This window comes from Streptococcus sp. 4886, assembly GCF_013276485.1.
In the GTDB taxonomy this organism is placed as follows: Bacteria; Bacillota; Bacilli; order Lactobacillales; family Streptococcaceae; genus Streptococcus.
The window spans coordinates 33,162-51,355 of the sequence record NZ_VMLD01000020.1; the positions used below are offsets into that span (position 1 = coordinate 33,162).

15 protein-coding genes, 1 tRNA gene and 1 other RNA gene are annotated in these 18,194 nt (G+C 39.8%); 15 read left to right on the plus strand and 2 right to left on the minus strand.

Annotated features, from left to right (window positions below; all coding sequences use genetic code 11):
• Positions 1-359: 359 nt before the first annotated feature.
• Positions 360-707: a transfer-messenger RNA gene (gene ssrA, locus HT679_RS09170) on the plus strand.
• 420 nt (positions 708-1,127) lie between these two features.
• On the plus strand, positions 1,128-2,462 hold the full coding sequence (locus tag HT679_RS09175) for an Nramp family divalent metal transporter (RefSeq protein WP_000094595.1): 1,335 nt from the start codon (positions 1,128-1,130) through the stop codon (positions 2,460-2,462).
• A gap of 78 nt (positions 2,463-2,540) precedes the next feature.
• On the opposite strand, the gene HT679_RS09180 is transcribed toward HT679_RS09175, so the two are convergent.
• Positions 2,541-2,628: transfer RNA gene (locus tag HT679_RS09180), tRNA-Ser, on the minus strand.
• Positions 2,629-2,789: 161 nt separating this feature from the next.
• On the opposite strand from HT679_RS09180, the gene HT679_RS09185 reads away from it, so the two are divergent.
• The 4 genes from HT679_RS09185 (at position 2,790) to HT679_RS09200 (ending at position 8,776) form a co-directional block, all read left to right on the plus strand.
• Positions 2,790-3,530 (plus strand): DeoR family transcriptional regulator, encoded by a 741-nt coding sequence (locus HT679_RS09185; RefSeq protein WP_173214248.1) that lies wholly within the window; start codon positions 2,790-2,792, stop codon positions 3,528-3,530.
• Positions 3,527-4,438: a 1-phosphofructokinase gene (pfkB, locus tag HT679_RS09190; protein ID WP_138699201.1), complete on the plus strand. Its 912-nt coding sequence runs from the start codon at positions 3,527-3,529 to the stop codon at positions 4,436-4,438. The genes HT679_RS09185 and pfkB overlap by 4 nt, the downstream gene beginning before the upstream one ends.
• Positions 4,435-6,387, plus strand: a complete 1,953-nt coding sequence (locus HT679_RS09195) for a fructose-specific PTS transporter subunit EIIC (RefSeq protein WP_173214250.1) — start codon at positions 4,435-4,437, stop codon at positions 6,385-6,387. Before pfkB ends, HT679_RS09195 begins: the two co-directional genes overlap by 4 nt.
• A gap of 85 nt (positions 6,388-6,472) precedes the next feature.
• Positions 6,473-8,776 carry a DNA translocase FtsK gene (locus HT679_RS09200; protein ID WP_345890099.1) on the plus strand — a complete coding sequence of 768 codons (2,304 nt, stop codon included), beginning with the start codon at positions 6,473-6,475 and terminating at the stop codon, positions 8,774-8,776.
• Positions 8,777-8,819: 43 nt separating this feature from the next.
• Here the strand turns inward: HT679_RS09200 and HT679_RS09205 are convergent, their stop codons facing one another.
• Complete coding sequence (locus HT679_RS09205; RefSeq protein ID WP_173214254.1) at positions 8,820-9,248, minus strand: DUF6556 family protein; 429 nt, start codon at positions 9,246-9,248, stop codon at positions 8,820-8,822.
• 138 nt (positions 9,249-9,386) lie between these two features.
• Here HT679_RS09205 and HT679_RS09210 point away from each other — a divergent pair, with 138 nt between their 5' ends.
• The 9 genes from HT679_RS09210 to HT679_RS09250 all read left to right on the plus strand — a co-directional run.
• Complete coding sequence (locus tag HT679_RS09210; RefSeq protein ID WP_173214255.1) at positions 9,387-10,529, plus strand: cysteine desulfurase family protein; 1,143 nt, start codon at positions 9,387-9,389, stop codon at positions 10,527-10,529.
• A gap of 8 nt (positions 10,530-10,537) precedes the next feature.
• Positions 10,538-11,752 carry a tRNA uracil 4-sulfurtransferase ThiI gene (thiI, locus tag HT679_RS09215; RefSeq protein WP_125443069.1) on the plus strand — a complete coding sequence of 405 codons (1,215 nt, stop codon included), beginning with the start codon at positions 10,538-10,540 and terminating at the stop codon, positions 11,750-11,752.
• 135 nt (positions 11,753-11,887) lie between these two features.
• Positions 11,888-12,712 (plus strand): alpha/beta hydrolase, encoded by an 825-nt coding sequence (locus tag HT679_RS09220; protein WP_050261447.1) that lies wholly within the window; start codon positions 11,888-11,890, stop codon positions 12,710-12,712.
• Between the two features lie 21 nt (positions 12,713-12,733).
• Positions 12,734-13,474 carry an esterase family protein gene (locus HT679_RS09225; RefSeq protein WP_173214257.1) on the plus strand — a complete coding sequence of 247 codons (741 nt, stop codon included), beginning with the start codon at positions 12,734-12,736 and terminating at the stop codon, positions 13,472-13,474.
• Positions 13,475-13,486: 12 nt separating this feature from the next.
• Complete coding sequence (locus HT679_RS09230) at positions 13,487-14,653, plus strand: ATP-grasp domain-containing protein (protein ID WP_173214259.1); 1,167 nt, start codon at positions 13,487-13,489, stop codon at positions 14,651-14,653.
• 354 nt (positions 14,654-15,007) lie between these two features.
• Positions 15,008-16,501, plus strand: coding sequence for a class I SAM-dependent DNA methyltransferase (locus tag HT679_RS09235; protein ID WP_050079220.1), 1,494 nt, complete (start codon positions 15,008-15,010; stop codon positions 16,499-16,501).
• Positions 16,502-16,513: 12 nt separating this feature from the next.
• Positions 16,514-17,056 carry a restriction endonuclease subunit S gene (locus HT679_RS09240; protein WP_164225977.1) on the plus strand — a complete coding sequence of 181 codons (543 nt, stop codon included), beginning with the start codon at positions 16,514-16,516 and terminating at the stop codon, positions 17,054-17,056.
• Complete coding sequence (locus HT679_RS09245; protein ID WP_173214260.1) at positions 17,053-17,616, plus strand: restriction endonuclease subunit S; 564 nt, start codon at positions 17,053-17,055, stop codon at positions 17,614-17,616. Before HT679_RS09240 ends, HT679_RS09245 begins: the two co-directional genes overlap by 4 nt.
• The coding region (locus HT679_RS09250) for a restriction endonuclease subunit S (RefSeq protein ID WP_173214261.1) at positions 17,613-18,194 on the plus strand (582 nt) is incomplete at its 3' end. The genes HT679_RS09245 and HT679_RS09250, both read left to right, overlap by 4 nt.

Consider the following 18,194-nt stretch of genomic DNA (forward strand, 5'->3'; position numbering starts at 1 on the left):
AAGTTTGAATGGAACCTATTTATTTTAGTTTAATAAGTGAAAATTATTCCGAATAATATAAGGATTTATTTTATAGTTTTTAAACTCAAATGAATTGAAACAAAGAGAGTAGGAAAATTCTCATCTGAAAGTATTTTAGAATAATTTTCTTAGTGAATTTCTTCAAAACAGATAGCTTTATCTTAGGTATGTGTTAATTGGATTTTGTAAACTCTATTCACAATCGTAAAGTTATGCACTGAGAAAGTTGTAGTTAGTCTCCCAGTTTGCTAAATTTCTCGAATAGTATCTTTTTTAGGTACGTGATTTCCTTTTTGCATTTTTGTGTTAGATAAGGTATAATGGTTTTATTGTCTTTTGGGGTCGTTACGGATTCGACAGGCATTATGAGGCATATTTTGCGACTCGTGTGGCGACGTAAACGCTCAGTTAAATATAACTGCAAAAAATAACACTTCTTACGCTCTAGCTGCCTAAAAACCAGCAGGCGTGACCCGATTTGGATTGCTCGTGTTCAATGACAGGTCTTATTATTAGCGAGATACGATCAAGTCTCGTCTAGCGGCTTGATAAGAGATTGATAGACTCGCAGTTTCTAGGCTTGAGTTATGTGTCGAGGGACTGTTAAACTAATACATAACCTATGGTTGTAGACAAATATGTTGGCAGGTGTTTGGACGTGGGTTCGACTCCCACCGGCTCCATTGATAATTTACATTGTTTTGTAAATCTTTCTAAAACGTTGTTTTTACAACGTTTTTTATTTTATTCTTTGGTATTCTTTTGCAAAAAAAGAATACAACATTTTGTTGTATCCTAAATATTAAATCAAGTCCTGAATTTTCTTAAGTTTTTATCATATTTTCTGTTATAATTAAGGTGCCTTAAGAAAAATAATGAAAAAACTAAATGTTTTTCATATAGTTTTCATTTTTTGTGTTATAATTAAGGTGCCTTAAGAAAAATATTAATGTGCCTTAAGAAAAATATTAATGTGCCTTAAGAAAAATAATGAAAAAACTAAATGTTTTTCATATAGTTTTCATTGTTTTAATAGTTTAAAGTCAATCTTATTTTTCTCTAATAGAAAATAATGAAAAAGTAGGTTTAGAAAGAGGTAAGTATCTATGTCTTCTCATAAAAAAGTGTCACTCTCTGAGATTAATCAATCTATCGATACTCCAAATAACAATCATTTCTGGCAAAATTTAAAGGCCTTTTTAGGTCCGGGTGCTCTTGTCGCAGTTGGTTATATGGATCCAGGAAACTGGATTACCAGTGTAGTCGGTGGTGCTTCCTATAAGTATAGTCTCTTGTTTGTTATCTTGATTTCATCTCTCATTGCCATGCAACTTCAGCAGATGGCAGGAAAGCTTGGTATTGTAACCCAGATGGACCTGGCTCAAGCAACGGCTCATCATTCACCTAAATGGCTTCGTTATAGTCTATGGGTGATTTTAGAATTAGCCTTGATGGCGACAGATCTGGCAGAAGTTCTAGGTTCAGCGATTGCTCTCAATCTTCTCTTTAAGATTCCGATTATGATAGCCATCCTCTTGACCGTGTTGGATGTTTTTCTCTTATTGCTTCTGATGAAATTTGGCTTTAAGAAGATTGAAGCTATTGTGACAACACTGATTTTAACCATTCTAGCAATTTTTACCTATCTTGTAGCCTTGTCACATCCAAGCTTCCAAGGAATCGTTGAGGGTTATCTACCGAATGCAACCTTATTTGAAAGTCCTTTGCCAGGGCATGAAAGTCAATTAACCTTGGCACTAGGGATCGTGGGAGCAACTGTTATGCCTCATAACCTCTATTTGCATTCATCCTTGTCACAGACTCGTAAAATCAATCACAAGGACAAAAATGATGTTCGAAAAGCCGTACGCTTTATGACCTGGGATTCTAATCTCGAGTTATCCTTGGCCTTTGTCGTTAACTCCCTTCTTTTGATCTTAGGAGCGGCTCTCTTTTTCGGCCATGCATCCGAGATTTCTGCCTTCTCTCAAATGTATAATGCCTTGCAGGATTCTACTATTGCAGGAGCTATAGCTAGCTCGACCTTATCAACCTTGTTTGCCTTGGCTTTATTAGCCAGTGGTCAGAATTCGACAATTACGGGTACCTTGACTGGACAAATCGTTATGGAAGGTTTCTTGCATATGAGATTGCCTCAATGGTTCATTCGTTTGGCGACTCGCCTCTTTGCCTTGCTACCTGTCATGATAGTTGCAGTTCTGTTTGGTCATCAGGAAAAAACCTTGGATCAGTTATTGGTCTATTCACAGGTCTTTCTTTCAATCGCTCTTCCGTTTTCAATCTTCCCTTTGATTTATTTAACTTCTAAGAAATCACTGATGGGCGAATTTACCAATGCTAAATGGAATACCATCCTTGGTTATATTGTTTCCATTATCTTAACAATTCTCAATGTGAAATTGTTATTTGATATTTTCTAAGAAATTCACCCGAGTTATAAAACAAGCATATAAGAAAAAAGATACCCAAGATTTCTTGGGTATCTTTTTTAAAATAAACGGAAGACATGGGATTCGAACCCACGCACGCTGTTACACGCCTACCGCGTTTCCAACACGGCCTCTTAAGCCTCTTGAGTAATCTTCCAATACTTACTCCAATAGTCTACCATAAAGGCTCTTATCTTGCAATAAAAATTCTGGAAATAAGAAAAATGATAGAATTTGAAAGAAAATGATAAAAAATGCTTGACTTTGAAATAAAGTATGATAGAATGAATAGTGTAAACAATAACAGGAGGTGATTCGGTGTTAAAAACAGAGCGGAAGCAACTGATTTTAGAGGAGTTAAATCAACATCGTGTAGTTTCTCTAGAAAAATTAGTTAGTTTGCTAGAAACGTCAGAATCAACGGTTCGAAGAGACTTGGATGAGTTGGAAGCGGAAAACAAACTTCGTCGTGTGCATGGTGGAGCAGAATTACCCCATTCCTTGCAGGAAGAAGAAACCATTCAAGAAAAATCTGCCAAAAACCTTCAAGAGAAGAAGTTACTTGCTCAGAAGGCGGCCTCTCTTATCAAGGAACAAGATGTCATCTTTATCGATGCTGGAACAACAACTGCTTTTTTGATTCATGAATTGGTCAATAAGAATGTTACAGTCGTGACCAATTCGATTCACCATGCCGCTCAGTTGGTTGAAAAGCAGATTCCAACTGTCATGGTTGGAGGAAGTGTTAAGATGGCGACAGATGCTAGCATCGGGGGCGTTGCTCTTAACCAGATTAACCAATTGCACTTTGACCGTGCCTTTATCGGAATGAATGGTGTGGACGATGGCTATTATACGACTCCTGATATGGAGGAGGGAGCTGTGAAGCGAGCTATTTTAGAGAATGCCAAACAGACCTATGTCTTGGTCGATTCATCAAAAATTGGACAAACTTGCTTTGCCAAGGTAGCACCACTCAAACGCGCTATTGTTATCACAAGTCAAGGGCATGAGCTCTTGCAGGCTATTAAGGAGAAAACGGAGGTAATAGAAGTATGATTTATACAGTCACACTCAATCCGTCTATTGACTATATTGTGCGCTTGGACCAAGTCCAAGTCGGTAGTGTCAATCGAATGGACAGTGATGATAAGTTTGCTGGTGGGAAAGGAATCAATGTCAGTCGTGTCTTGAAACGCTTGGGTATTCCAAATACAGCGACGGGATTTATCGGAGGCTTTACTGGAAAATTTATCACAGATACTCTGGCAAAGGAAGAAATCGAGACACGTTTTGTCCAAGTGGCAGAAGATACTCGTATCAATGTTAAAATCAAAGCAGACCAAGAAACAGAAATCAACGGAACGGGTCCAAATGTGGAACCAGCTCAGCTAGAAGAATTGAAAGCTATTTTATCTAGTCTGACAGCAGAAGATACGGTTGTGTTTGCGGGTTCAAGTGCTAAAAATCTAGGTAATGTTATCTACAAGGATCTGATTGCCTTGACGCGTCAGACGGGTGCGCAAGTGGTTTGTGACTTTGAAGGACAGACCTTGATTGATAGTTTGGAATACCAACCGCTCTTGGTTAAACCAAATAATCATGAACTTGGAGCAATTTTTGGAGTGAAACTCGAAAGTTTAGATGAAATCGAGAACTATGCTCGTGAGTTACTGGCCAAAGGAGCTCAAAACGTCATTATCTCCATGGCTGGGGACGGTGCCCTTCTTGTCACATCTGAGGGAGCTTACTTCGCAAAACCTATCAAGGGAACAGTCAAAAATTCAGTTGGAGCTGGTGATTCTATGGTTGCTGGATTCACAGGTGAATTTGTCAAATCTAAAGATGCAGTAGAAGCCTTTAAATGGGGAGTTGCTTGTGGAACAGCAACTACCTTCTCGGATGACTTGGCAACGGCAGAATTTATTAAAGAAACATATGAAAAAGTTGAGGTAGAAAAACGATGAAAATTCAAGACCTATTGAGAAAAGATGTCATGTTGCTGGATTTGCAGGCAACTGAAAAAACAGCTGTCATCGAGGAGATGATTAAAAGTTTGACAGATCACGGTTATGTAACAGATTTTGAAACCTTTAAAGAAGGAATTTTGGCGCGTGAAGCCTTGACTTCTACAGGTTTGGGTGACGGTATCGCAATGCCTCACAGCAAAAACGCTGCTGTCAAAGAAGCGACAGTTCTCTTTGCTAAGTCAAATAAGGGTGTTGATTATGAGAGCTTGGATGGACAAGCAACTGACCTCTTCTTCATGATTGCGGCTCCAGAAGGTGCCAATGACACTCACTTGGCAGCCTTGGCAGAATTGTCTCAATACTTGATGAAAGACGGTTTTGCTGACAAACTTCGTCAAGTGACATCAGCTGACCAAGTTATCGAACTTTTTGACCAAGCTTCAGAAAAAACTGAGGAACCTGTTCAAGCACTTGCTAATGACTCTGGGGACTTTATCGTGGCTGTTACAGCTTGTACAACAGGGATTGCCCATACTTACATGGCTCAAGAGGCCCTTCAAAAAGTGGCTGCTGAAATGGGGGTTGGTATTAAGGTTGAAACAAACGGAGCTAGCGGTGTTGGTAACCAACTAACTGCTGAAGATATCCGTAAGGCTAAAGCTGTTATCATTGCAGCAGACAAGGCCGTTGAAATGGATCGTTTCGATGGCAAACCATTGATCAATCGTCCAGTTGCTGACGGTATCCGTAAGACAGAAGAGTTAATTAACTTGGCTCTTTCAGGAGATGCTGAAGTCTACCGTGCCGCTAATGGTGCAAAAGCTGCAACAACCTCTAACGAAAAACAAAGCCTTGGTGGTGCCTTCTACAAACACTTGATGAGTGGTGTATCTCAAATGTTGCCATTCGTTATCGGTGGTGGTATCATGATTGCCCTTGCCTTCTTGATTGATGGTGCTTTAGGTGTGCCAAATGAAAATCTTGGAAATCTTGGTTCTTATCATGAACTAGCTTCGATGTTCATGAAAATCGGTGGTGCCGCCTTTGGCTTGATGCTCCCAGTCTTTGCAGGTTATGTTGCCTACTCTATCGCTGAAAAACCAGGTTTGGTAGCAGGTTTCGTGGCTGGTGCTATTGCCAAAGAAGGTTTTGCCTTTGGTAAAATCCCTTATGCAGCTGGCGGTGAAGCAACTTCAACTCTTGCAGGTGTCTCATCTGGTTTCCTAGGTGCCCTTGTTGGTGGATTTATTGCAGGTGCTTTGGTTCTTGCTATCAAGAAATACGTTAAAGTTCCTCGTTCACTTGAAGGTGCTAAATCAATCCTTCTCTTGCCACTTCTTGGAACAATCTTGACAGGATTTGTTATGCTAGCTGTTAACATCCCAATGGCAGCAATCAACACTGCTATGAATGACTTCCTAGGCGGTCTTGGAGGAGGTTCAGCTGTCCTTCTCGGTATCGTTCTTGGAGGAATGATGGCTGTCGATATGGGTGGACCAGTCAATAAAGCAGCTTATGTCTTTGGTACAGGTACGCTTGCAGCAACTGTTTCTTCAGGTGGTTCTGTGGCTATGGCAGCAGTTATGGCTGGAGGAATGGTGCCACCACTTGCTATCTTTGTCGCAACGCTTCTTTTCAAAGATAAATTCACTAAGGAAGAACGCAACTCTGGTTTGACAAACATCATCATGGGCTTGTCATTTATCACTGAGGGAGCGATTCCATTTGGTGCCGCTGACCTAGCTCGTGCTATCCCAAGCTTCATCCTTGGTTCAGCAGTAGCAGGTGGCCTCGTTGGTCTTACTGGTATTAAACTCATGGCGCCACACGGAGGAATCTTCGTTATCGCGCTTACTTCAAATGCTCTTCTTTACCTCGTTTCTGTCTTGGTAGGAGCAATCGTAAGTGGTGTGGTCTATGGTTACCTACGCAAACCACAAGCATAAAAAATAGAAAAATGAAAAGATTGTACCGTTGGGTGCAGTCTTTTTCTCTTTCCGAAATGCCTGTGAAATATGGTATAATAGAAGAATGGCAAACAAGAATACAAGTAAAACAAGACGGAGACCGTCTAAAGCAGAACTCGAAAGAAAAGAAGCGATTCAACGAATGTTGATTTCGTTAGGAATCGCCCTTTTATTGATTTTTGCAGCTTTTAAATTAGGGGCTGCAGGTATAACCCTTTACAATTTAATTCGCTTGCTGGTGGGGAGCCTAGCTTATCTGGCAATATTTGGTATCCTGCTCTACCTCTTCTTTTTCAAGTGGATACGAAAACAGGAAGGACTCTTATCTGGCTTTTTCACTATATTTGCTGGCCTGCTCTTGATTTTTGAGGCCTACTTAGTTTGGAAATATGGTTTGGATAAGTCGGTTTTAAAAGGAACCATGGCTCAGGTTGTGACTGATTTGACTGGTTTTCGAACGACCAGTTTTGCTGGAGGGGGCTTGATTGGGGTCGCTCTTTATATGCCAACAGCCTTTCTCTTTTCAAATATCGGCACTTACTTTATTGGTTCTATCTTGATTTTAGTGGGTGCCCTCCTAGTCAGTCCTTGGTCTGTTTATGATATTGCTGAATTTTTCAGTAGAGGATTTGCCAAATGGCGAGAAGGGCATGAGCGTCGAAAAGAGGAACGCTTTGTCAAACAAGAAGAAAAAGCTCGTCAAAAGGCTGAGGAAGAGGCTAGATTAGAACAAGAAGCTACTGAAAAAGCCTTACTCGATTTGCCTCCTGTTGATATGGAAACGGGTGAAATTCTGACAGCAGATGTTGTACTTGACGCTCCACCTTTTCCAGAAGAAGATTGGGTGGAACCAGAAATCATCCTGCCTCAACCAGAGCTTGAATTCCCTGAACAGGAAGATGGCTCTGATGATGAAGATGTACAGGTTGATTTTTCAGCCAAGGAAGCCCTTGAATATAAACTTCCAAGTTTACAACTCTTTGCCCCAGATAAACCAAAAGACCAGTCTAAAGAGAAGAAAATCGTTCGAGAAAATATCAAAATCTTAGAAGAAACCTTTGCTAGCTTTGGTATCAAGGTAACAGTTGAACGGGCTGAAATTGGGCCATCAGTGACCAAGTATGAAGTCAAGCCAGCAGTAGGTGTAAGGGTTAACCGCATTTCCAATCTAGCAGATGACCTCGCTCTAGCCTTGGCGGCCAAGGATGTTCGGATTGAGGCTCCAATACCTGGTAAATCCTTAGTCGGGATTGAGGTTCCTAACTCTGAGATTGCGACGGTATCCTTCCGCGAACTATGGGAACAATCTCAAACGAAAGCAGAAAATCTCTTAGAAATTCCTCTAGGAAAGGCAGTTAATGGCACCGCAAGAGCTTTTGACCTTTCTAAAATGCCCCACTTGCTAGTCGCAGGTTCAACGGGTTCTGGGAAGTCAGTAGCTGTTAATGGCATTATCGCTAGCATTCTCATGAAGGCGAGACCTGACCAAGTTAAATTTATGATGGTCGATCCCAAGATGGTTGAGTTATCTGTTTACAATGATATTCCCCACCTCTTGATTCCAGTCGTGACCAATCCACGTAAGGCCAGCAAGGCTTTGCAAAAGGTCGTGGATGAGATGGAAAATCGTTATGAACTCTTTGCCAAGGTGGGAGTTCGGAATATTGCAGGTTTTAATGCCAAGGTAGAAGAGTTCAATGCCCAGTCTGAGTACAAGCAGGTTCCGCTACCACTCATTGTTGTGATTGTGGATGAGTTGGCTGACCTCATGATGGTTGCCAGCAAGGAAGTGGAAGATGCCATCATTCGTCTTGGGCAGAAGGCGCGGGCTGCCGGTATCCACATGATTCTTGCAACCCAGCGTCCATCTGTTGATGTCATATCTGGTTTGATCAAGGCCAATGTCCCATCTCGTGTCGCATTTGCGGTTTCATCAGGGACAGACTCGCGAACCATCTTGGATGAAAATGGAGCAGAAAAACTGCTTGGTCGAGGTGACATGCTCTTTAAACCGATTGATGAAAATCATCCAGTTCGTCTGCAAGGATCCTTTATCTCGGATGATGATGTTGAACGCATCGTAAACTTCATCAAGGTTCAGGCAGATGCGGACTACGATGAGAGTTTTGATCCAGGTGAGGTTTCTGAAAATGAAGGTGAATTTTCAGATGGTGAATCTGGTGGGGATCCGCTTTTTGAAGAAGCCAAGGCTTTAGTCATTGAGACCCAGAAAGCCAGCGCATCCATGATTCAGCGTCGTTTGTCAGTTGGATTTAACCGTGCGACCCGCCTTATGGAAGAACTCGAAATGGCAGGTGTCATCGGTCCAGCTGAAGGTACCAAACCAAGAAAAGTTTTACAACAATAAAAAATAGCTTCTTTCCAAGTTTGGAAGGAGGCTATTTTAGTGATTATTGATTGCTTTTATTTTCTGAAGTTGGAGTAGTGGACTGTTTTTCATTTTCAGTGGCAGGTTTACTTGGAGCAGGTGTAGTAGAGTCCTGAGTTGCTGTTTTCTGCTCTTCTTTTTTCTCTTCCTTGACGCTAGATTTTGGCGTTTCTTCTTGCTGTGTTTTTTCTTGGGTAGTGTTAGTTTCCTTATTGGGACTAGTATTTTCCTGAGGGGATTCTTTTTGAATTTCTTTGACAATGGTTGTCGTCTGGCTTGTCGTAGGTTCTTTTTTAGTATTTTTGTTATTATCCAAGGCGTTCATGATAGTGATACTAGCAGTAATTAAGCCAAGGATACTAGCGATAGTGGCAACAGTTTTTTGAAAGACCGTAAAGCCTTTTTTGATGTGTTCTGTTTTTGGTTTTGAAGTTCTACGATAATTAGACATGCATTCTCTCCTTTAATTAAAATTTATTATACCTCATTTCTTTAAAAAAATCTTAAAAAAAGAGGAATTGCCCTTTCTTGTCGCAAGCTCCGTTTCATGATACAATAGAAGGAGTGATTTTAGAAAGCGTGAGAAAACATGATTTACTTTGATAATTCGGCGACGACCAAGCCCTATCCTGAAGTACTTGAAACCTATATGCAGGTCGCTTCAAAAATTTTAGGAAATCCATCTAGTCTCCATCGTTTGGGAGACCAGGCAACACGAATTTTAGATGCTTCCCGTCAACAGATTGCAGATTTAATCGGTAAGAAAAGTGATGAAATCTTCTTTACATCTGGTGGAACAGAAGGTGATAACTGGGTTATCAAGGGGGTGGCCTTTGAAAAAGCTCAGTTTGGTAAGCACATCATCGTATCAGCCATTGAACATCCAGCAGTTAAGGAATCAGCCCTCTGGTTGAAATCTCAAGGTTTTGAAGTGGATTTTGCTCCAGTTGATAACAAAGGATTTGTGGATGTTGAGGCGCTAGCAGATTTGATACGACCTAATACGACCCTTGTTTCTATCATGGCTGTGAACAATGAAATCGGCTCGATTCAACCTATTGAGGCTATTTCAAAACTATTGGCAGATAAGCCGACTATTTCCTTCCATGTTGATGCGGTTCAGGCACTTGCCAAGATTCCGACTGAAAAGTATTTGACAGAACGAGTGGATTTCGCGACTTTCTCTGGTCACAAGTTCCACGGAGTTCGTGGTGTTGGCTTTGTCTATATCAAGTCTGGCAAGAAGATTACGCCTCTTTTAACAGGTGGTGGTCAGGAGCGAGATTATCGTTCGACAACTGAAAATGTTGCAGGGATTGCAGCGACAGCTAAGGCTCTCCGTTTGTCTATGAAGAAGCTAGATATTTTTACTAGCAAGGCTGGGCAGATGAAGGCAGTGATTCGCCAAGCCCTTCTGGACTATCCAGATATTTTTGTCTTTTCAGATGAGGAAGACTTTACCCCTCATATCCTGACTTTTGGAATCAAGGGTGTTCGAGGTGAAGTCATCGTTCACGCTTTTGAAGACTATGATATTTTCATCTCAACGACCTCTGCTTGTTCGTCCAAGGCAGGGAAACCTGCAGGTACCTTGATTGCCATGGGAGTGGACAAGGATAAGGCCCAGTCAGCTGTGCGTCTTAGTCTAGACCTTGAAAATGATATGAGTCAGGTCGAGCAATTTTTGACCAAGTTAAAATTGATTTACAATCAAACTAGAAAAGTAAGATAGGAGCATTCATGCAGTATTCAGAAATTATGATTCGCTACGGTGAGCTGTCAACCAAGGGCAAAAACCGTATGCGTTTCATCAATAAACTTCGCAATAATATTTCAGACGTTTTGTCTATCTATCCCCAAGTTAAGGTAACAGCAGATCGCGACCGTGCCCACGCTTACCTCAATGGAGCAGATTACACAGCAGTAGCAGAATCGCTCAAACAAGTATTTGGAATTCAAAACTTTTCCCCTGTTTATAAGGTTGAAAAATCTGTAGAAGTTTTGAAGTCTTCTGTCCAAGAGATTATGCAGGACATCTACAAGGAAGGTATGACCTTTAAGATTTCTAGCAAACGTAGCGACCACAACTTTGAACTTGACAGTCGTGAACTCAACCAAACACTTGGAGGGGCTGTTTTTGAAGCCATTCCAAATGTGCAAGCTCAAATGAAAAGTCCTGACATCAATCTCCAAGTGGAGATTCGAGAAGAAGCAGCCTACCTTTCCTATGAAACCATTCGAGGGGCAGGTGGTTTGCCAGTGGGAACTTCAGGTAAAGGGATGCTTATGTTATCAGGAGGGATTGACTCACCTGTAGCAGGTTATCTTGCTTTGAAACGTGGAGTGGATATTGAGGCTGTTCACTTTGCCAGCCCACCTTACACGAGTCCTGGTGCTCTTAAAAAAGCCCAAGATTTGACTCGTAAATTGACCAAGTTTGGGGGCAATATCCAGTTTATCGAAGTTCCTTTTACAGAGATTCAAGAGGAAATCAAGGCTAAGGCACCAGAAGCCTACCTTATGACCTTGACGCGTCGTTTTATGATGCGTATTACGGACCGTATTCGTGAGGTACGAAATGGTTTGGTTATTATCAATGGGGAAAGTCTTGGTCAAGTAGCTAGCCAGACCTTGGAAAGCATGCAGGCTATTAACGCTGTGACCAACACTCCCATCATTCGTCCTGTGGTTACCATGGACAAGTTGGAAATCATTGACATCGCCCAGGAAATCGATACCTTTGACATTTCTATCCAGCCTTTTGAGGACTGCTGTACGATTTTTGCGCCAGATCGTCCAAAGACTAATCCTAAGATTAAGAATGCAGAGCAGTATGAAGCACGTATGGATGTTGAAGGTTTAGTTGAGCGAGCAGTGGCTGGAATTATGATTACTGAGATCACACCGCAGGCTGAAAAAGATGAAGTCGATGACTTGATTGACAATCTGCTCTAATCAGAAAATCCAAAAGAATTTAGAAAATTAAATGAAAAAGTTAGTTTTTAATCCAAAAATGGAAGAAAAACTGACTTTTTTTCTTAAACTGTGATATAATAAGAATAAATTTTGAATATAGAGAGTTTTCTGACAATGAATCAATCCTACTTTTATCTAAAAATGAAAGAACACAAACTCAAGGTTCCTTATACAGGTAAGGAGCGCCGTGTGCGTGTTCTTCTGCCTAAAGATTATGAGAAAGACACGAATCGTTCCTATCCTGTTGTTTACTTTCATGACGGGCAAAATGTTTTTTATAGCAAGGAGTCTTTCATTGGTCATTCATGGAAGATTATCCCAGCTATTAAGCGTAATCCTGATATCAGTCGCATGATTGTCGTTGCTATTGACAATGATGGTATGGGGCGGATGAATGAGTATGCGGCTTGGAAGTTCCAAGAATCTCCTATCCCAGGGCAGCAGTTTGGCGGTAAGGGTGTGGAGTATGCCGAGTTTGTCATGGAGGTAGTCAAACCTTTTATCGATGAGACCTACCGTACCAAAGCTGATCGCCAACATACGGCTATGATTGGTTCCTCACTAGGAGGAAATATTACCCAATTTATCGGTTTGGAATACCAAGACCAAATTGGTTGTCTAGGAGTCTTTTCATCTGCTAACTGGCTCCACCAAGAAGCCTTTAACCGCTATATCGAGCGCCAGAAACTGTCGCCTGACCAGCGTATCTTCATCTATGTAGGAACGGAAGAAGCGGATGATACAGACAAGACCTTGATGGCTGGCAATATCAAACAAGCCTATATCGACTCATCGCTTCGTTATTACCATGATTTGATAGCAGGGGGAGTACACTTGGGCAATCTTGTTTTGAAAGTTCAGTCTGGTGCTATCCATAGTGAAATCCCTTGGTCAGAAAATCTACCAGATTGTTTGAGATTTTTTGCAGAAAAATGGTAAGTTAAGAAAGGAAAAAACGAAATGCATATTGAACATCTTAGCCACTGGAGTGGCCATCTCAACCGTGAAATGTACCTCAACCGTTATGGACATGCTGGTATTCCAGTTGTGGTCTTTGCTTCATCAGGTGGTAGTCACAATGAATACTATGATTTTGGCATGATTGATGCTTGTGCCTCTTTTATCGAGGAAGGCCGTGTCCAGTTCTTTACTCTATCCAGTGTAGATGGTGAGAGCTGGTTGGCTACTTGGAAAAACGGTCACGATCAAGCAGAGATGCACCGTGCCTACGAACGTTATGTGATTGAGGAGGCCATTCCTTTTATCAAGCATAAGACAGGTTGGTTTGATGGCATGATGACGACAGGTTGCTCTATGGGAGCCTATCATGCACTCAATTTCTTCCTCCAGCATCCAGATGTCTTTACCAAAGTGATTGCTCTCAGCGGTGTTTACGACGCACGTTTCTTTGTCGGTGATTATTACAATGACGATGCTATTTACCAAAACTCGCCAGTAGATTATATCTGGAATCAGAACGACGGCTGGTTTATTGACCGTTATCGTCAGGCAGAGATTGTGCTTTGTACGGGTCTTGGTGCCTGGGAACAAGATGGTCTACCATCTTTCTACAAGCTCAAAGAAGCCTTTGACCAGAAACAAATTCCAGCCTGGTTTGCTGAATGGGGACATGATGTCGCCCACGACTGGGAATGGTGGCGCAAACAAATGCCTTATTTCCTTGGCAATCTCTATTTATAAAAGGAGTTACCTATGAATTACCTTGTTATTTCTCCCTACTATCCACAAAACTTTCAACAGTTTACCATAGAACTAGCCAATAAAGGCATAACCGTCTTGGGAATTGGTCAAGAGCCTTACGAGCAATTGGATGAGCCCTTGCGCAATAGCTTGACCGAGTATTTTCGTGTTGATAATCTTGAGAACATAGACGAAGTCAAACGTGCAGTTGCTTTTCTCTTTTATAAACATGGTCCAATTGACCGCATCGAGTCTCACAATGAATACTGGCTTGAGCTAGACGCAGCACTCAGAGAGCAATTCAATGTTTTTGGTGCCAAACCAGAGGATCTCAAAAAGACGAAATTTAAGTCTGAAATGAAGAAACTTTTCAAAAAAGCAGGTGTTCCTGTGGTCCCTGGAGCTGTTATCAAGACGGAAGCAGATGTTGATCAAGCAGTGAACGAAATCGGTCTTCCAATGATTGCCAAACCTGATAATGGAGTGGGAGCAGCCGCGACCTTTAAGCTTGAAACAGAAGACGATATCAATCACTTCAAGCAAGAATGGGACCATTCGACCGTTTATTTCTTTGAAAAATTTGTTACTTCCAGCGAAATTTGCACCTTTGATGGTCTAGTGGATAAGGATGGAAAGATTGTCTTTTCAACGACATTTGATTACGCCTATACACCGCTTGATCTCATGATTTACAAGATGGACAATTCCTACTATGTGCTCAAGGATATGGATCCTAAATTACGTAAATATGGTGAAGCGATTGTCAAGGAATTTGGTATGAAAGAACGGTTCTTCCATATTGAGTTCTTCCGTGAAGGGGACGACTACATTGCCATCGAGTACAATAACCGTCCTGCAGGTGGGTTCACCATTGATGTTTATAACTTTGCTCATTCCTTGGACCTTTATAGTGGCTACGCAGCTATTGTCGCAGGAGAGGAGTTCCCGGCGTCAGACTTTGAAGCTCAGTATTGTTTGGCTACATCTCGCCGTGCAAATGCTCATTATGTCTATTCTGAGGAGGACTTGCTTGCCAAATATAGCCAGCGGTTCAAGGTTAAAAAAATCATGCCAGCAGCCTTTGCGGAACTTCAAGGAGATTACCTTTATATGCTGACAACTCCGAGTCGACAAGAAATGGAGCAGATGATTGCTGATTTCGGAAAACGTCAAGAATAAGAACTATCGGATTAAGGAAATTCACTCCCTTAATCCTTTTGTTTTGTCTGATAAAAAATAAGAGCATCCTAACAAGATAGCTATCATAAAACTTGTTTGATAACTATTTGAAGCAGGATTAGGTGGTCAGAAATTGAATTTTAACATTTCAATTGAGTCATAGTATTGTGTTTTCGTATCCTTAAATCAGCTAAAAGGATCCATGACGACACCTATACGATATAGTTTTCAAGATACTAAACAAGTCTATTAAAATATTCAGGTGACGCATAGATATAGTTAATTGAAGCTTTGTTTGAAATCTGATAAAATAATGATATTACTAAGTTTTAAAAACTAAAGAAAAGGGAAGATATGATTACAGGCGAATTAAAAAATAAAATCGATCAGCTGTGGGAAATTCTTTGGACAGAAGGAAATGCAAATCCTTTAACAAATATTGAACAGTTGACTTATCTCTTATTTATGAAAGATTTGGATAGTGTCGAGCTTGGACGTGAAAGTGATGCTGAATTTTTAGGGATTCCTTATGAGGGAGTTTTTCCAAAAGATAAACCTGAATACCGTTGGTCAACTTTTAAAAATATAGGAGATGCTCAGGAAGTTTATCGTTTAATGACTCAGGAGATTTTTCCGTTTATTAAAAATCTCAAGGGGGATACAGATGATACAGCCTTTTCACGATATATGCGAGAAGCTATTTTTCAAATAAATAAACCTGCTACGCTTCAAAAGGCAATTTCTATCTTAGATGTTTTTCCAACTAGGGGATTAGATGTAGATTTTGATAATGACAAACAAAGTATTACTGATATCGGAGATATCTATGAATATCTGTTATCAAAATTGTCGACCGCAGGTAAAAATGGACAGTTCCGTACACCTCGTCACATCATCGATATGATGGTTGAGTTGATGCAACCGACCATCAAAGATATCATCTCAGATCCCGCTATGGGTTCTGCTGGCTTCTTAGTATCTGCTAGCCGTTACTTAAAGCGTAAGAAAGATGAATGGGAAACCAATACAGATAATATCAATCATTTTCATAATCAGATGTTTCATGGAAATGATACGGATACGACTATGTTGAGACTTGGGGCGATGAACATGATGCTACATGGAGTAGAAAATCCACAAATCAGTTACCTTGACTCGCTGTCTCAAGATAATGAAGAAGCCGATAAATATACTTTGGTTTTAGCAAATCCTCCTTTTAAAGGCTCACTTGACTACAATTCAACCTCTAATGACCTTCTTGCAACCGTAAAAACCAAAAAAACAGAATTACTCTTTCTTTCTCTTTTCTTGCGAACTTTAAAACCAGGTGGACGAGCAGCAGTTATCGTACCTGATGGTGTCCTTTTTGGTTCGTCGAAAGCTCATAAAGGAATTCGTCAGGAAATTGTAGAGAACCATAAGCTTGATGCTGTAATCTCAATGCCTAGTGGTGTTTTCAAGCCTTATGCTGGAGTTTCAACTGCCATTCTCATCTTTACAAAAACTGGCAATGGTGGTACTGACAAGGTCTGGTTTTACGATATGAAAGCGGATGGTTTAAGTTTGGATGATAAGCGACAACCGATTAGCGACAATGATATTCCAGATATTATCGAACGCTTTCATCATCTTGAAAAAGAAGCAGAACGTCAGAGAACGGATCAATCTTTCTTTGTTCCAGTTGATGAGATAAAGGAAAATGATTATGATTTGTCTATCAATAAATATAAAGAGATTGAGTATGAAAAAGTTGAGTATGAACCAACAGAGGTCATCTTGAAGAAAATCAATGATTTAGAAAAAGAAATTCAAGCTGGCTTGGCTGAATTAGAAAAATTACTCAAGTAGGGAGGTGGCTGTATGCAAAAAGTGAAGTTGGGGGAAGTCTTATCTCTAAAAAAAGGCAAGAAAGCCACTGTACTTGCTGAACAAACAACCCTAAGCCAACGTTATATTCAAATAGATGATTTAAGAAATAATAATAATTTAAAATTCACTGAAAGTTTAAATATGACTGAAGCACTTCCAGATGATATTCTGATAGCATGGGATGGTGCTAATGCAGGAACAGTTGGCTATGGGTTATCGGGAGCTGTTGGTAGTACAATTACGGTCTTAAAAAAGAATGAGCGATACAAAGAAAAAATTATATCAGATTACTTGGGAGTCTTTTTGGAAAGTAAATCGCAGTATTTACGAGATCATTCAACAGGTGCAACAATTCCTCATTTAAACAAGAATATATTACTTGATTTACAATTAGAATTGCTAGGTATCGAAGAACAAGAGAACATTATTTGTATTCTTAATACGATTAAAAGGCTTACTACTAAAAGAAAATTGCAGTTAGATGAACTAAACTTGTTCGTCAAATCCCGATATTCCGAGGAGGTGGTTGCATGAAGAAAGTGAAATTAGGGGAAATTTGTGAAATAGTTACAGGTTCAACTCCAAAGAGTAGTAATCCAAATTATTGGAATGGAGAATACAAATGGATTACTCCTGCAGAAATTAGTGATGATGATTTTATCGTTTTTGACACACAACGGAAAATTACTAAGTTAGGAATTGAAGAAACGGGCTTGAAATCATTTCCTACGGGAACAGTTTTGTTATCATCTCGTGCTCCGATTGGTAAAGTTGCAATTTCAGGATGTGAGATGTATTGTAATCAAGGTTTTAAAAATTTTATCTGCTCAAATAAAATCAATAATGAGTATTTATATTATTTTTTTAAAGCAAGAAAAAATTATTTGAATATTTTGGGGCGAGGAGCAACATTCAAGGAAATATCTAAAAGTATAGTATCTGATATTGAGATTTTTTTGCCAACGTATGATATACAGAGGAAACAAGTTAAAGTTCTAAAAAAAATTGATAAACTTATTTATACTAGAAAAGAACAATTGATTGAGTTTGAATATCTCGTAAAATCCCGATATTCCGAGGAGGTGGTTGCATGACAATCATTTTTTTACAGAATATATTTGAAAAATCTATAAATGGTGAATGGGGTAATGAAGATAGTGGCAAAGGAGAGGCGACAGCAGTAATTAGAACCTCAAATTTTCTAAATTCTGGAAGACTAAATCTAGATAATATTGTATGTCGTGAAATTGATAAAGATAAAAACAGCGACAAAATTCTACGAACTGGTGATATTATAATTGAAAAATCAGGAGGTAGTCCAAATCAACCGGTTGGACGTGTTGTATATTTCGATGTTACAGATCAAGATTATTTCACAAATAACTTTACTAGTATTTTAAGAGTTAAACCAGGATATAATTCTAAATATATATTTTATTTAATGAAGTATCTTTATGACACAAAGAAGGTGTTAAAATTTCAAAATCAAACAACTGGAATTATTAATTTAAAGTTAGCTGACTATTTAAATAAAACCAAAGTTAATATTGAAACTATAGAAAATCAAAATACAATAGTAGATATATTGGATAGGTTAGAGTATCAAATAATAAATAGAAATAAGCAGCTTAGTGAACTCTCAAACCTTGTAAAATCCCGATTTAACGAGATG

What these genes read in the sequence shown, in the direction of transcription:
- HT679_RS09175 (WP_000094595.1), top strand. Translation starts at nt 1,128, where the DNA reads ATGTCTTCTCATAAAAAAGTGTCACTCTCTGAGATTAATCAATCTATC.
- pfkB (WP_138699201.1), top strand. Translation starts at nt 3,527, where the DNA reads ATGATTTATACAGTCACACTCAATCCGTCTATTGACTATATTGTGCGC.
- HT679_RS09195 (WP_173214250.1), top strand. Translation starts at nt 4,435, where the DNA reads ATGAAAATTCAAGACCTATTGAGAAAAGATGTCATGTTGCTGGATTTG.
- HT679_RS09200 (WP_345890099.1), top strand. Translation starts at nt 6,473, where the DNA reads ATGGCAAACAAGAATACAAGTAAAACAAGACGGAGACCGTCTAAAGCA.
- HT679_RS09205 (WP_173214254.1), bottom strand. Translation starts at nt 9,248, where the DNA reads ATGTCTAATTATCGTAGAACTTCAAAACCAAAAACAGAACACATCAAA.
- HT679_RS09210 (WP_173214255.1), top strand. Translation starts at nt 9,387, where the DNA reads ATGATTTACTTTGATAATTCGGCGACGACCAAGCCCTATCCTGAAGTA.
- thiI (WP_125443069.1), top strand. Translation starts at nt 10,538, where the DNA reads ATGCAGTATTCAGAAATTATGATTCGCTACGGTGAGCTGTCAACCAAG.
- HT679_RS09220 (WP_050261447.1), top strand. Translation starts at nt 11,888, where the DNA reads ATGAATCAATCCTACTTTTATCTAAAAATGAAAGAACACAAACTCAAG.
- HT679_RS09225 (WP_173214257.1), top strand. Translation starts at nt 12,734, where the DNA reads ATGCATATTGAACATCTTAGCCACTGGAGTGGCCATCTCAACCGTGAA.
- HT679_RS09230 (WP_173214259.1), top strand. Translation starts at nt 13,487, where the DNA reads ATGAATTACCTTGTTATTTCTCCCTACTATCCACAAAACTTTCAACAG.
- HT679_RS09235 (WP_050079220.1), top strand. Translation starts at nt 15,008, where the DNA reads ATGATTACAGGCGAATTAAAAAATAAAATCGATCAGCTGTGGGAAATT.
- HT679_RS09240 (WP_164225977.1), top strand. Translation starts at nt 16,514, where the DNA reads ATGCAAAAAGTGAAGTTGGGGGAAGTCTTATCTCTAAAAAAAGGCAAG.
- HT679_RS09245 (WP_173214260.1), top strand. Translation starts at nt 17,053, where the DNA reads ATGAAGAAAGTGAAATTAGGGGAAATTTGTGAAATAGTTACAGGTTCA.